This window comes from Curtobacterium sp. 9128, assembly GCF_007673775.1.
GTDB lineage: Bacteria > Actinomycetota > Actinomycetes > Actinomycetales > Microbacteriaceae > Curtobacterium.
In genome coordinates, this window is record NZ_VEAF01000006.1 from 17518 (window position 1) to 30858 (window position 13341).

Annotated in this window: 14 protein-coding genes; 3 read left to right on the forward strand and 11 right to left on the reverse strand. The window is 72.5% G+C overall.

Features of this window, described 5'->3' with window-relative positions; genetic code table 11:
• Positions 1-1035, reverse strand: a complete 1035-nt coding sequence (locus tag FS641_RS13515) for a nucleoside hydrolase (protein WP_144764683.1) — start codon at positions 1033-1035, stop codon at positions 1-3.
• Between the two features lie 160 nt (positions 1036-1195).
• Between FS641_RS13515 and FS641_RS13520 the strand changes: the two genes are divergently transcribed.
• On the forward strand, positions 1196-2194 hold the full coding sequence (locus FS641_RS13520) for a LacI family DNA-binding transcriptional regulator (RefSeq protein WP_260855831.1): 999 nt from the start codon (positions 1196-1198) through the stop codon (positions 2192-2194).
• A 545-nt stretch (positions 2195-2739) separates the two neighbouring features.
• Here the strand turns inward: FS641_RS13520 and FS641_RS13525 are convergent.
• Genes FS641_RS13525 through FS641_RS13540 form a run of 4 tightly spaced genes read right to left on the reverse strand, consistent with a single transcriptional unit; the run spans position 2740 to position 6326 of the window.
• Positions 2740-4437: an MDR family MFS transporter gene (locus FS641_RS13525; protein WP_144764685.1), complete on the reverse strand. Its 1698-nt coding sequence runs from the start codon at positions 4435-4437 to the stop codon at positions 2740-2742.
• Positions 4434-5045, reverse strand: a complete 612-nt coding sequence (locus tag FS641_RS13530) for a TetR/AcrR family transcriptional regulator (RefSeq protein ID WP_186317764.1) — start codon at positions 5043-5045, stop codon at positions 4434-4436. The genes FS641_RS13525 and FS641_RS13530 overlap by 4 nt, the downstream gene beginning before the upstream one ends.
• Positions 5046-5098: 53 nt before the next feature.
• Positions 5099-5596 carry a GNAT family N-acetyltransferase gene (locus tag FS641_RS13535; RefSeq protein ID WP_260855832.1) on the reverse strand — a complete coding sequence of 166 codons (498 nt, stop codon included), beginning with the start codon at positions 5594-5596 and terminating at the stop codon, positions 5099-5101.
• A gap of 49 nt (positions 5597-5645) precedes the next feature.
• Positions 5646-6326, reverse strand: a complete 681-nt coding sequence (locus FS641_RS13540; protein WP_144764687.1) for an HAD family hydrolase — start codon at positions 6324-6326, stop codon at positions 5646-5648.
• Between the two features lie 125 nt (positions 6327-6451).
• Here FS641_RS13540 and FS641_RS13545 point away from each other — a divergent pair, with 125 nt between their 5' ends.
• A complete protein-coding gene (locus FS641_RS13545) occupies positions 6452-7117 on the forward strand; it encodes a hypothetical protein (protein ID WP_144764689.1) in 666 nt (221 codons plus the stop codon).
• Between the two features lie 134 nt (positions 7118-7251).
• Here the strand turns inward: FS641_RS13545 and FS641_RS13550 are convergent, their stop codons facing one another.
• The 4 genes from FS641_RS13550 to FS641_RS13565 are packed head-to-tail and all read right to left on the reverse strand — an operon-like array spanning position 7252 to position 10611.
• Entirely contained in the window at positions 7252-7929 is a 678-nt protein-coding gene (locus tag FS641_RS13550; RefSeq protein WP_144764691.1) for a pentapeptide repeat-containing protein, read from the reverse strand.
• Positions 7930-7972: 43 nt separating this feature from the next.
• Positions 7973-8374 carry a DUF6314 family protein gene (locus tag FS641_RS13555; protein ID WP_144764692.1) on the reverse strand — a complete coding sequence of 134 codons (402 nt, stop codon included), beginning with the start codon at positions 8372-8374 and terminating at the stop codon, positions 7973-7975.
• 9 nt (positions 8375-8383) lie between these two features.
• Positions 8384-9412 (reverse strand): NAD-dependent epimerase/dehydratase family protein, encoded by a 1029-nt coding sequence (locus tag FS641_RS13560; protein ID WP_144764694.1) that lies wholly within the window; start codon positions 9410-9412, stop codon positions 8384-8386.
• Complete coding sequence (locus FS641_RS13565; RefSeq protein WP_144764696.1) at positions 9409-10611, reverse strand: zinc-dependent alcohol dehydrogenase; 1203 nt, start codon at positions 10609-10611, stop codon at positions 9409-9411. Before FS641_RS13565 ends, FS641_RS13560 begins: the two co-directional genes overlap by 4 nt.
• Positions 10612-10941: 330 nt before the next feature.
• Here FS641_RS13565 and FS641_RS13570 point away from each other — a divergent pair, with 330 nt between their 5' ends.
• On the forward strand, positions 10942-11781 hold the full coding sequence (locus FS641_RS13570; protein ID WP_144764698.1) for a polysaccharide deacetylase family protein: 840 nt from the start codon (positions 10942-10944) through the stop codon (positions 11779-11781).
• Between the two features lie 13 nt (positions 11782-11794).
• Here the strand turns inward: FS641_RS13570 and FS641_RS13575 are convergent, their stop codons facing one another.
• Positions 11795-12421 (reverse strand): DNA alkylation repair protein, encoded by a 627-nt coding sequence (locus tag FS641_RS13575; protein ID WP_144764700.1) that lies wholly within the window; start codon positions 12419-12421, stop codon positions 11795-11797.
• Positions 12418-13290, reverse strand: coding sequence for a sulfite exporter TauE/SafE family protein (locus FS641_RS13580; protein ID WP_144764702.1), 873 nt, complete (start codon positions 13288-13290; stop codon positions 12418-12420). Before FS641_RS13580 ends, FS641_RS13575 begins: the two co-directional genes overlap by 4 nt.
• Between the last annotated feature and the right edge of the window lie 51 nt (positions 13291-13341).

Here is a 13341-nt window from a genome sequence, read left to right on the forward strand (position 1 = left end):
TCAGTGCTCCGTGGTGGTGGGGGTGGTGGTGTCGTGTGCCGCGGCGGCGGTGCCCGTGGACCGCGGGGTCCAGCCGGTGTCGGGGGTCTCGCCGATGCGCTCGAGGGCGTCGACCACGAGATCCCAGAACCGTCCGTGGTCGAGCTCCATCGCGGCACTCGTGCGGCAGTCCTCCGGAGCCGGCGCGCGGAAGTCAGCGACGGTCATGCCGAGCGTCAGCGCCCCCTGGGTCTCGATGCGGATCGGGACCTTGACGGCGCGGACGATCGTGGGGTCGATGACGTACGCGACGGCGCAGGGGTCGTGCACCGGCGGGGCGTCGAAGCCCTGCACGTCCCGGTACGTCTGCCCGAAGAAGTCCAGGAGCTCGCCGACGAACGCGGCGGGTCCGGTGCCCACGGCGGCGATGCGCTCCGCGACCTCGGGGGTGGCGAGCGCCTGGTGTGTGAGGTCGAGGCCGACCATCACGACGTCCCACCCGGCTCGGAATACGATGTCCGCGGCCTCGGGGTCGATCACGATGTTGAACTCGGCGACGGGACTCCAGTTGCCGACGTGCACGCCACCGCCCATCAGCACGACCTGCTTGACGCGCTCGATGATGGGCGGTTCCTTGCGGGCGGCCAGGGCGATGTTGGTCAGCCCGGCGGTCGGCACGATCGTCACGGTGCCGGGTTCGTGCGCCATCACCGTGTCGATGATCAGGTCGACCGCGTGCCGCTCGTCCAGTCCGAACGCCGGCTCGGGGAGCATCGGACCATCGAGGCCGCTCTCCCCGTGGATCTCCGGAGCGACCTCGACCTCGCGGAGGAGCGGCCGCTCGGCGCCGGCGGCGAAGGGCACGCCGGTGATGCCGGCGATGCGCGCGACCGCGAGGGCGTTGCGGGTGACCTTCGGGAGGGTCTGGTTGCCCACGACGGTCGTCACCGCGAGCAGGTCGATGTCCGGGTTGCCGTGCGCGAGCAGCATGGCGACTGCGTCGTCGTGACCGGGGTCGCAGTCGAGGATGATCTTCTGCGCGGTGGGGTTCGGCACGTCAGGGCTCCACTTCGTCGGGGATGCCGGGCGACATGGGGGATCGTCCGGCGAGGTCGGTGGCCTGACGCGCCATGCACGCCGCGTCAAGCGTTTGACATCACACAGCATCAAGCGCTTGACGTCAAGTCGAGCGAGGCTCGATCGGTAGCATCGACCCGTGCCAACCTCTTCCGGTGAGAACCGTCGCGTCACCGCCGCGATGGTCGCCGAGCGCGCCGGGACGAGCATCGCGACGGTGTCCCTGGTCGTGAACGGGAAGGACCGCGGACGCGTCTCCGTGCCGATCGCGACCCGGGTCCGTGACGCCGTCGAGGAGCTCGGGTACGTCGTCGACCACGCCGCGAGCACACTGGCCCGCGGGAGTGGTGACCTCGTCGTGCTCATCGCGCCGGACCTGTCGAACCCGTTCTTCGCCGAGGTGATCCGCGGCGTCCGGGACACCATCGGCGACCGTTTCCAGCTCGTGCTCTCGGTCACGGAGCGCGGCGAGCAGCCGGTCGACGCCGACGTCCGCCGGTTCGAACGACTCCGGCCCGCCGGCATCCTCGTGGACGCTCCGGCGGCCGGCGCGTCCATGCGCGCGTCCGTGCCGGTGGTGCTGCTCGACGCTCCCGGTGGCCTCGGTGCCGTGAACTACGACCTCTCCCCCGGGGTCGACGCCCTCGTCGGACACCTCCGCACCGCCGGACACCGTCGGGTCGCGTACCTCGACGGCACCTCGCGCGCGGCGACGTTCGCCGTGCGTCGCACCCTGTTCGAGGAGGCCTGCACGGCTGCGGGCATCGCCGTCTCGGAACGCGGCGCCAGCGCCGACCTGTCCATCGAGGCCGCGGCGACCACGGTGTCGGCCGTCCTGGACGCGTGGCTCGCATCCGGCGTCACGGCGGTCGTCGCCGCGGCGGACACCCTGGCGTACGGCGTCCTCCGGGCTGCCGCGGAGCGCGGGATCCCGGTGCCGGAGGCCCTGGCGGTCGCGGGCTTCGACGACCTGCCGTCCTCGTCGGTCACCGCGCCGGCCCTGACGAGCGTCGCGCTCCCCGGTGCCGAGCTCGGGCGGGCCGCCGCGCTCCGGTTGCTCGCGACCCTCGACGGCACCGAGGCCCCCGCCCCGTCGCTGCCCACCCGGCTGGTGCCGCGGGCGAGCACCGGCGCCTGAGAGGGCGGGGCGGGGCGGGGCTGGGCAGCCCCTCGCGGTGTCGACTCGGAACGACGACGTCGATGTCACACGACAGCGACCGTGTCGCTCAATGCGCACGCCGACAGTTGCACACGCGCACGAGCGACATCGTCGACGTCGTACGACGACCACGATGTCGTTCCGAGTCGACGCAGGGGACCTCCGACCAGACACGAGACACGAGACACGAGACGCCCTCGCACGAGACGTCGAGCGACATCCGCCCGGCGTCGATCCCCGCGCGCAGCCCCTCGCGGTGTCGACTCGGAACGACGACGTCGATGTCACACGACAGCGACCGTGTCGCTCCGTGCGCACGCCGACAGTTGCACACGCGCACGAGCGACATCGTGGTCGTCGTACGACGACCACGATGTCGTTCCGAGTCGACGCACGGCACCGGCCCCCGACCACCCGCGCACCCACGCACCCGCGCAGCACGCACAAGACACCCCACGCGCACACAAACCGGGAGGCACAGCGCCACCTGGCACCGTGCCTCCCGTCCGGGCTGCGGCGAGCCCCTACTCGTCGCGCCGCACCGCCGGCACCGACCCGGTCGGCGACCCCACCGCGTCCGCCGCCCCGCCGTTCCCGGCCTCGCGCTGCGCCCGCTCGAGCTCGTCCGCCTCCGCACCGCCGACGGCCTCGCCGCGCGCGACCATGCCGGCGACGTCCGCGAGCCGCATCTGCGGGATGAACAGGGCGAGCACCAGGGCGACCGCGATGAACGGCAGCAGGTACCAGAACACCGGTGACAGCGAGTCGGCGTAGGCGTTGACGATGCCGTCCTGCACCGACTCGGGGAGCCGGGCGAGCTGGGTCGGGTCGATGCTCGCGCTCGCACTCGCGGCCTGGGAGGCACTGCCACCCGCGCTCGTGAAGACGTCGGTCAGTGCGTCGGTCAGGCGGGAGGTGAACAGCGCACCGAAGACGGCGACGCCGAGGGAGGCACCGACCTCACGGAAGTAGTTGTTCGTCGACGTCGCCGTGCCGACGTGCTCCGGCGCGACGGCGTTCTGCGCGACGAGCACCACGACCTGCATGATGAGGCCGAGCCCCGCGCCGAAGACGAACAGGTACACGCAGATGAGCCAGATCGGGGTCGCCGCCGCCAGGGTCGTCATGCCGAGCATGGCCAGGCCGACGACGATCGTGCCGAGGATCGGGTACATCCGGTAGCGGCCCGTCTTGGTGATCCGCGTCCCCGAGAAGATCGACGTGCCCATCAGGCCGACCATCATCGGCAGCATGAGCAGCCCGGAGACGGCGGCCGAGGTGCCGGAGGCCATCTGCAGGAACGTCGGGACGAAGCCGATCGCGGCGAACATGCCGAGCCCGAGCACGAAGCCGATCGCCGTCGCGGTGACGAAGGTGCGGTTCCGGAAGAACGACAGCGGGATGATCGGGTCCGCCGCCCGCGCCTCGGTCAGGACGAAGAGCGCGGCGGCCACGACGAAGCCGGCACCCCAGGCCCACGTCTCCGGGGCACCCCACCCGTGCTGCCGGTTCCCGCCGAACTCGGTGAAGAACACCAGGCACGCGGTGGTCGCGGACAGCAGCGCGACGCCGAGGACGTCGACGCGCTTCGACGCCTTCTTGCTCGGCAGGGTCAGCGCGAACCAGGCGACGGCGAACGCCGCGATGCCGACGGGGATGTTGATCCAGAAGGCCCAGTGCCAGGTCATGTGGTCGACGAAGAAGCCGCCGAGGAGCGGGCCGCCGACCGCCGAGAGCCCGAAGATCGCCCCGAGCGGGCCGAGGTACTTGCCGCGCTCCGATGCCGGGACGATGTCCGCGATGATCGCCTGGGAGAGGATCATGAGGCCGCCGCCCCCGAGGCCCTGCAGGGCGCGGAAGACCACGAACTGCCAGAAGCCGGTCGACAGCGCACAGCCGAGCGAGGCGAGGGTGAACAGTGCGATCGCGACGAGGAACAGGTTCCGGCGGCCGAGGACGTCGCCGAACTTGCCGTAGATCGGCATCACGATGGTCGACGCCAGCAGGTAGCCGGTGGTGATCCACGCCTGGTGCGCGACGCCACCGAGGTCGCCGACGATGGTCGGCATCGCTGTGGAGACGATCGTCTGGTCGAGGCTCGACAGCAGCATGCCGGCGATCAGCGCGGCGAAGATGATCCAGATCCGACGCTGGGTGAGCAGCAGTGGTCCGTCGCTGCCGGGGCGAGCGCGCTTGGCGGCGCGCGGCGCTGAGGTGCTCATGGGGTGTCGTCCTGTCCGGTGGAGATGGCCGCCCGCAGCAGGCGGAGGTTCGTGGTGAGCTGGTCGTCGAACGTCGGGTCGTCCGGGTCGGCGTCGAACCAGCGGTCGGCGGTGACCTTGAGCAGCGCCGCCGCCGACTCGGTGACCAGGCGGGCCCGTGGGTCATCCGTCACGGTCCACCCGAAACGCTCGCGCACGGCGTCGGCGACCTGCGCCAGCTGGACGTCGGTCGCGGACAGGAACCGGGCGACGAGCGCGGGCTCGCGCTCGAAGACCCGGCGGACCAGGGCGTTCTCCGACCGGTCGATCCCGACGGCGTGCACCTGCTCGATCGCCAGGGCGACGACCGAGCTCAACGGGTCGAGCGTCGCGGGGACGACCTCGCCCCGGGCGTAGGCCGTCAGCAGGTCGACGTCGGCGTGGAGCTCGATGCCGAGGACGGCGTCTTCCTTCGAGGCGAAGTGGTTGAAGAACGTCCGCCGGGAGACACCGACGGTCTCGCAGAGCTGCTCGATCGTGAAGCCGTGCAGGCCCGATTCCGCCGTCGACCGACGTGCCTCGGCGACCATGCGTCGACGCAGCGTGCGGGTCCGCTCGGCTGTGCTCACCGAGCCAGAATTGCACTCACCGCGTCAGAGTGCAATTCCGTGGAGGCCGACTCTCAGCGAGCTCCCGGCTCGAGCGGCTTGTCGAAGCAGAACGACCACGGCATCGTCGCGGCGTAGGGCTCGTACACCGGGATCGCACGCCAACCGGTCTTCCGGTAGAGCGCCACCGCGTCGGGCTGTCGGTCGCCGGTCTGCAGGACCAGGCGCGCCGCGCCGAGCTCCCGCCCGACACGCTCGCACTCGTCGAGCAGGGCCGTCGCCGCACCCTTGCCACGAGCGGAGGACAGCACGATCAGCCGCTTCAGCTCGACCTCGTCCCCGAGACGACGGACGGCGATGTGCCCGACGGCCGCTCCGTCCTCGTCGACCGCGAGCAGGGAGGTGATCACCGTCGACGGGTCCACGGCGAGTGCCCGGTCCCGCTCGGCGGTCACGGCGGGGTCCTCGTCGCGGGGAGCGGCGCCGTACCGCTCGTGCATCTCCTCGTCCATGCGGGCGCGGAGCTCGACTGCTCGGGGGTCGTCCCAGGCGACGCGTTCGATCGTGATCACGATCCACCATCCTGACACGCACGCGGGCCGCCGCCGGACGGCGGTCCACTCAGGCCCGCTGCAGTGCGCCGATCGGCCCGTCGTCGAGCCCGGCCAGGACCGCGGCCGCGTCGTCGACCACGAGCGCCGCGCCGGCACCACGGAGCTCGTCGCCGCCGATGCCGCCGGTCATCACGGCGATGCACGGCACGCCGACCTTGCCGGAGGCCTCGACGTCCCACATCGCGTCGCCGACCATCACGGCGTGGTCCGCGTCCACGCCGACCCGGTCGAGCGCGACCTGGACGATCCCGGGCGCGGGCTTGGCCTCGTCGACGTCCTCGGCGCTGGTGACCGCCGTGATCCACTCCTCGGCGTCGAGGACCTCGCGCAGCCGGGTGAGTTCGGACTCCGGAGCACTCGTCGCGAGCACGACAGCGTGTCCGCGCTCCGCGACGGCGCGGAGCAGGTCCCGGGCGCCGGGCAGCAGGCGCAGCAGCGGCGTCTGCTCCGCGTAGTACGCCGTCTGGTACTGCTTCGCGGTCGACCGGACCTCGTCGGAGGCGTCGGGGAGCAGCGCCTCGAGCAGTCGCGAGGAGTCCATCCCGATGGTGCGGTGGATCCGCCAGGCGTCGACCGACTCGCCCGCCGCCCGGAAGGCCCGCCACCAGGCGTCGACGTGGGCGTAGTTCGAGTCGACGAGGGTGCCGTCGATGTCGAAGAGGACTGCGGTGGTGGGGTCGGGAGCCATGCACCCAGGCAACACCGTCGGAGCGCGGTCGGCTCGGAGGCGGACACCCTGCCCGATCGTGACCGGACCGCAACCGCGCCCGCCGAGGCACGTCGGTACGGTCGGGCGCAGAGGGGGACGACCACATGACACACCGCCGACACACCGCGGCAGGGCTCGGAGCGGTGCTGACCGCCGGAGCGCTCCTGCTGAGCGGCTGCAGCGGGACCGACACGACGCCGCCGAGCCCGACGGCGACGTCGACCTCGGGCACGAGCACGACACCACGGCCCGGTGCGACGCCGTCGGGACCTGCCACGCCCCGCCCGACGTCGACGACCACGCCCGTTCCCGGGGTGGACGACGACACCGGCACGGTGCCGTCGTCCTGTGACGCGCTCCTCACGACGAGCCGGTGGCAGGACTCGTTCCTCCGCACACCGCTGAACGACCCGGCGGTCGTGGGCGACCCGATCACGCTCCCGAAGTCCGTGTTCGACCCGGTCCGGCAGCCCGACGGCACGCGTCTGTACTGCGCCTGGCGAGACCCGCGTGCGGACGTCACGAACGTGGTGATCGACGTCACCGTCGTCGATCCGTCGCGGGCGTCCTCCGTGCTCGACGGGCTGGACGGCTTCCGGTGCGAGCCGCTCGCCGAGGGCCGCCGGTGCCAGCGGATCACCACCGACCCGCAGTACGGCGTCGAGGTCGGCACGACCTCCTTCACGCGCGGCGACATCGGGATCGAGATCTCCCAGGCGAACGTCCCGACGTCGGGGCTCCTCGACGACGTGATCGCGCACGTCTTCTGACGAGCGTCGCGTCGGCCGGCCTGGAGGTTCGGCTCACGTCCGCCGGACCGGCCCGGCTCGGCGCGTCCCGACCTGGAGGCCCGAGTCACGTCCGGAGCGGCAGCCCGGTCCCCCGCGGCTCGGCTCCGGCCGACTCAGTCGACCCGGTAACCGGCCTGGACGGCCAGCAGCGGCGCGAGGACGAACAGCTGGTCGGCCGCCACGGTCGCTCCGCGGAGCCCCTCGAGCCGCTCGGCCCGGTCGAGGTCGGCGCCGCGGAGGTCGACGTGGTCGACGCGGGTGTTCGAGCCCTCGACGGCGCGGATGCGGGTGCCGGGGAACGCGACCCGCAGCAGTCGGGCGTCGGCGATGTCGAGTTCGTCGACGATGCAGTCGCGGAACACCACGTCGGTGACCGTGGCGCCCCGGAGGTTCACGAACCCGAACTTCATCCCGACGAACTCGACGCCGTTGAGGCCGGCGTCGAAGAGCTCCGCCGAACCGACCCGTCCCCCGACGACCCGGACCTCGCGCCACGAACTGCTCGACGCCCGGAGGACCGGGGCGTCGAGGGACCCGATGACGGTGTCGTGGACCCGGAGCCCGCGGAGGTCGGCCCCGTCGACGCGGAGGTCGTCGATGACGCACTCCTCGACCTCCAGGTCGGGCAGCCGCTCGCCGGTGACGTCGAACGTCGCGATCCGTCTGCCGTCGATCCGGTCGCCGGTGAGCACGTCGCCGGGGCCGGGCGTCCAGTCGACCAGGTCGACCGGTTCGGTCAAGGTGATGCGGGGAGCGTCGGTGCCGGAGGACTTGCCGGAGGAGCGGGCCATGCGCCCACTCTGCCGCGGATCCACGGATCGGTCGACCCGACCGTCACCGTGCGGGGGTCAACACGCTGTCCAGCCGGTGGTCCTTCGCCGGACCGAGCGTGTCCCACCGCACGGTCCACCGTGTCGCATCGCCGCCGAGCACACCCGTGTAGGTGTCCGGGGCGCAGTCGTGCAGCACGGGCGATCCCCACACCCAGTCGTGGAAGGGTCGGCCGTCGGCGAAGTGCACGGCCCACCCGGTGTCGCTCCGCCGCACGAGGAGCGTCCGCGACACCGGCGTCGTCCGGCCATCGAACACCAGCGTGCCGACCTCGGTCCAGGTCACGACGTCCGGCCCGGTCAGCGCGAGCGTCGTCGTCCCCGTCACGGTGCCGCTCGTGCCCGCCCGTCGGTCCTGCACGAGGCGGTCGAGCGTCCACGTCCCGAGCAGGTCCGTGGGCAGCATGCGGCCAGGCTACCCGCGGAGCGGACCGGACCCCGGGACGTTCGTGCCGTCCGCGAAGCCGGCCACCAGCGCACGCAACGCGTCTTCGGAGGTGTGCCGAGCCTCCCACCCGAGTTCCGTGCGTGCGCGGTCCGTGCGCATGATCGGCACCGAGGCGGCGATGTCGATCCACCCGGCGTCGGTGGGCTGGATCCGCAGCCGCCAGGTCAGGGTGACCAGACCACGGAGCAGGCGGAGCGGGATGCGCACCGCACCGCGCATCCCGAGGACCGCGGCGATGCGCGGCGGCGTCAGCACGGGCGCCGCGGCGATGTTGAACGCACCGCGAGCCCGCCGGTCGACCACGCGCCAGTAGGCGTCGGCGACGTCGTCGGCGTGCACCGCCTGGAACACGAACGGGTACGGCAGCGGCAGCACCGCCCACCGGACCCAGCGGACGATGCGCATCGGCACGAGCGGGCCGAGGAACAGGCCGTGGATCTCGGCGGCGGCAGCCCGCTGGAAGACCAGACCGGGGCGCAGCCGTGTGACGACGACGTCCGGGTGTTCCCGTTCGAAGGCGTCCATCGCGCGTTCGTTCTCGGCCTTGTGGATCGCGTAGGTGGCCGTCGGGATGCCGTCGGTCGGCCAGGACTCGTCGACACGCATCCGCTTGCCCGCGGTGTCCACGCCGCGGTAGGCGCCGACCGACGAGGCGACGACCACCTGGGGCACCGACTCCCGGGCGACGGCGGCCAGCACGTTCGCGGTGCCGACGACGTCCGTGCGGTGCTGCGCGGGGATGTCGTGCGTCGGCTGGAGCGCCCACGCCAGGTGGATCACCGCGTCGGCACCGCGGAACACCGAGGCGAGGCGCTCGACCGCGTCCGGCGCGCCGACGTCGACCGAGTGCCACACCGCGTCGCCGTACGGCGCGGTGTGGGGGTCCGGCAGACGTCGGGCGACGCCGACGATCTGCACGTCGGGTTCGGCGGCGAGACGGCGGACGACGGCGGTGCCGACGTTCCCCGTCGCGCCGACGACCACGACGCGGGTCACGCTGCTGCCGACGCGGCCATCGCCGGGTCGAGCACGACCTTCACGCAGTCGTCCTCCTTCTTCTGGAAGACCTCGTACATGTGGGGCGCGTCCTCGAGGGACACGCGGTGGCTCGTCAGGTCGAGCGTGCCGAGCGGGTCGGTCGGGTCCGACACGAGCGGCATGATGTCGTCGATCCAGCGCTTCACGTTGCACTGGCCCTCGCGGATGGTGATCTGCTTGTCGAACAGGGTCATCATCGGCATCGGGTCGGCCATGCCGCCGTAGACGCCGCTGAGCGAGACCGTGCCGCCACGGCGGACGAGGTCGATCGCGGTGTGCACCGCCGCCAGCCGGTCGATGCCCGCCGTCTCGATCGCCTTCCGCGCGAGGGCGTCGGGCAGCAGACCGGCGGCGCGCTGCGCGAACGCGGCGACCGGGTTGCCGTGCGCCTCCATGCCGACCGCGTCGACGACGGCGTCCGAGCCGCGGCCGTCGGTGCGGTCGACGAGCTCGGAGACCAGGTCGTCCGACAGGTCGAACGTCTCGATGTCGTACTTCGCGCCGAGGTCACGGCGGACGCCCTCGGGGTCGACGGCGAGCACGCGGTAGCCGAGGTGCTTGCCGATCCGCGCTGCGAACTGCCCGACGGGGCCGAGGCCGAGCACCGCGAGCGTTCCGCCCTCCGGCACGTCGGCGTACTGCACGGCCTGCCACGCCGTCGGCAGGATGTCGCTGAGGAACAGCCAGCGGTCGTCGGGGGTGCCGTCGTCCGGGATCACGATGGGGCCGTAGTCGGCGTGCGGCACGCGGAGGTACTCCGCCTGGCCGCCGGGGACCTGGCCGTACAGCTTCGTGTAGCCGAAGAGCGCGGCGCCCGAGCCGTACTCGGTCACCTGGGTGGTCTCGCACTGCGACTGCAGGCCGTTCCGGCACATGAAGCAGTGGCCGCAGGAGATGTTGAAGGGGACGACGACGCGGTCGCCGACCTTGAGGTTCGTGACGCCGCTGCCGACGGCCTCGACGACGCCCATGGGCTCGTGCCCGAGGACGTCGCCCTTGTCGATGAACGGGCCGAGGACGCCGTAGAGGTGCAGGTCGGACCCGCAGATCGCGGTGGAGGTGATCCGCACGATCGCGTCGGTGGGGTCGATGATGGTGGGGTCGGGGACGGTCTCGACCGACACCTTCTGGGTGCCCTGCCAGGTCAGTGCGCGCATGAGTGCTCCTGTCGTCGGTGGTCCCTCCGGTCTACGCGCCCACCCCGTGGTGCCCTCCCAGCGCGGCGGACGAGGTTCCGCAATTCCGGCATCTCGCCCCTCGGACCCGGTCGTTCCCGGAACCCGGGCGGACCTGAGCGGCGAGTCGTGGAACCTCGACCGACGGCACCTCGCCCACGGCACCTCGCCGACAGCACCGCGCGCAACGGCACCTCGACCAACGGCACCGCGCGCCCGGGCATCGCGCGCCGGGGAGTGGCCGACCGGCCACCGGACGATCGTCCGGCCGGAGGATGTGTGGGGAACTCGCCTCCGGGACCCTGGTGGACGATGAGTCACCGAGTCCCGCGCCCCTCCCGCCGAGCACTGCTGTCCGGCATCGGCGGCACGGTCGTCGCCGGAGCGCTGGCCGCCTGCTCAGGGGAAGCCGCACCGCGTCCTGGAGCATCGCGCCAGCCCACGACGGCCCCGTCCGCCGCCGCCGTCGCACCCACGCCGACCCCGACGCCCAGTCCGACACCGTCCACCCCGCCGGTCGTGCTCGAACGCCGGCCGCTGCCCGCGGGGACGATCACCGGGCTGCCTGCCGGGACGCCGGGGATCGCGTGGACCGTCGACGACGGCGCCTCGAGTGAGGTCGTCGAGGCGTACGCACGGTTCGCCGCGGAGACCGGGACACGGCTGACGTTCTTCGTCAACGGCTCTCGCCCGGCCTGGACCGAACACGCCGACCTGCTGCGCCCACTCGTGACCTCCGGACAGGTGCAGCTCGGGAACCACACGTGGGACCACCCGGCGCTCACGAAGCTGTCCGACCAGGGCATCGTCGACCAGCTGACCCGGAACCACGACTTCATCCGCGACACCTACGGCGTGGACGCGAAGCCGTACTTCCGGCCGCCGTTCGGGTACCACGACGCCCGGGTCGACGCTGCCGCAGCCCGGGCCGGGTACTCGACCCCGCTCCTCTGGTACGGATCGCTCGCGGACTCCGGCGACATCACCTCGGACCAGATCGTCGGGTTCGCCGAGCAGTGGTTCCAGCCGGCGCACATCGTGATCGGACACGCGAACTTCCCGGGGACGATCGGAGCGCTGCCCCGGCTGCACGCCCTGCTGCAGGAGCGCCAGCTGGCGACCTTCACACTCGACGACGTCTTCCGCCGGTAGCGCCGGCCTCCGCTCAGCCGAGCTGGCGGAGCCGGTCGCGCTCGCCTGGAGGCAGGTGCTCGGTCGCCGTCTCGAGCGCGCCGCGACCGAGGAACCGCCCCTGCCGTTCCAGGAACGCCACGAGGTCGTCCTCGGAGGCCCGCTTGCCGGTCTCGCGGAGCACCCACCCGAGCGCCGACTGCACGGTCTCCCCGCGCTCCCGGACGAGCCGGCCGGCGATCGCGAGCGGGACCTCGGCGTCCCCGGCCTTCGCGAACGCGAGCGTGGCCACCACGGCGATCCGCCGGACCATCGCCACGTCCGACTTGGCGAGCGCGAACAGCGCGCCGGTCGACCCACCGACGAGCGGTGCGCCGACGAGTTCCTCGGCCGCGAGGTCGGCCAGCACCACGTCGTCGAACCGCTCGGCCTTCGCCGCGGACAGGTACTCGTCCGTCAGCTCGGGGTCGGCGTGGGCCCGCATCGACTGCACCAGCAGGAGCACCGCCACGAGCCGGGCGCCGGGTTCCTCGCTCCAGAGCAGCGCGGAGCGTTCGCCCTCGTCGAGGTCGGCGAACCGTCGGGCGACACGGCGCGCAGCCGCGACGTCCCCGGCCGTCCTGGCGAACGCGACGAGCACCGTCTCCGCGGTCGCACTCACGCGGTCTCCCCCGCGGACGACGACACGGCCGGATCACCCGACGACACGGCCGGGTCACCGCTCGCGTCCACGTGCGGTCCGCCCGACGTCTCCGCGACCCGGGCCCTCCGGAGCCCGCGCCGCAGCACGATCGCGGCGACGACCACCAGGAACGCCGCGAACAACCAGGTCCCGACCCGGGGGTCCACGATCCGGGCGAGCGCGGCACCACCGGGCGAGCAGATCGCCGCGGTGATCCCCACCGTCAGCCCGACGCGCAGGTCGACGGCACCACGGCGGAGGTTGGCGACGGTCCCGGACACCGACGTCGGCACCATCGTCAGCAACGAGGTGCCCTTCGCGAGCAGGTCACCGGCGCCGAGCGCCAGCTCCATCCCGGGCACGATGACGACGCCGCCACCGACACCGACGAGCCCGGACAGCACCCCCGACAGGAGCCCGATCCCGAGCAGCACGATCGCCTCGACGACACCGAAGTGGACGTCGCCGTCCCGCGTCGGCGTGTTCGTGAACAGCGACACCAACACGACGACGATGAAGCCGACGAACACCCACGGCAGGACCCGGAGCGGCACGGCGCGCAGGAGGCGAGCGCCGATCGGGGCGCCGACGACGCTGCCCACGGCGAGTGTCAGCGCGGCGAGCCAGTGCACCTGCCCCTGCACGGCGTAGGTCACCGCACCGACGACGGCCGCGGGGGCGATGGCCACCAGGGAACTCGCCGAGGCGCTGCGCTGGTCCATCTGCAGGAACGCCATGAGTGCGGGCACCACGATCACACCGCCACCGACGCCGAACAGTCCGGAGAGCACCCCGGCGACGACGCCGATCGCGACGAGCACGAGCAGGCGAGCGGAGCGGGAGGTCATCGCGACCACGATAACCGGCACCGATCGCCGAGAGCGCGCGCTCCGAGTCCG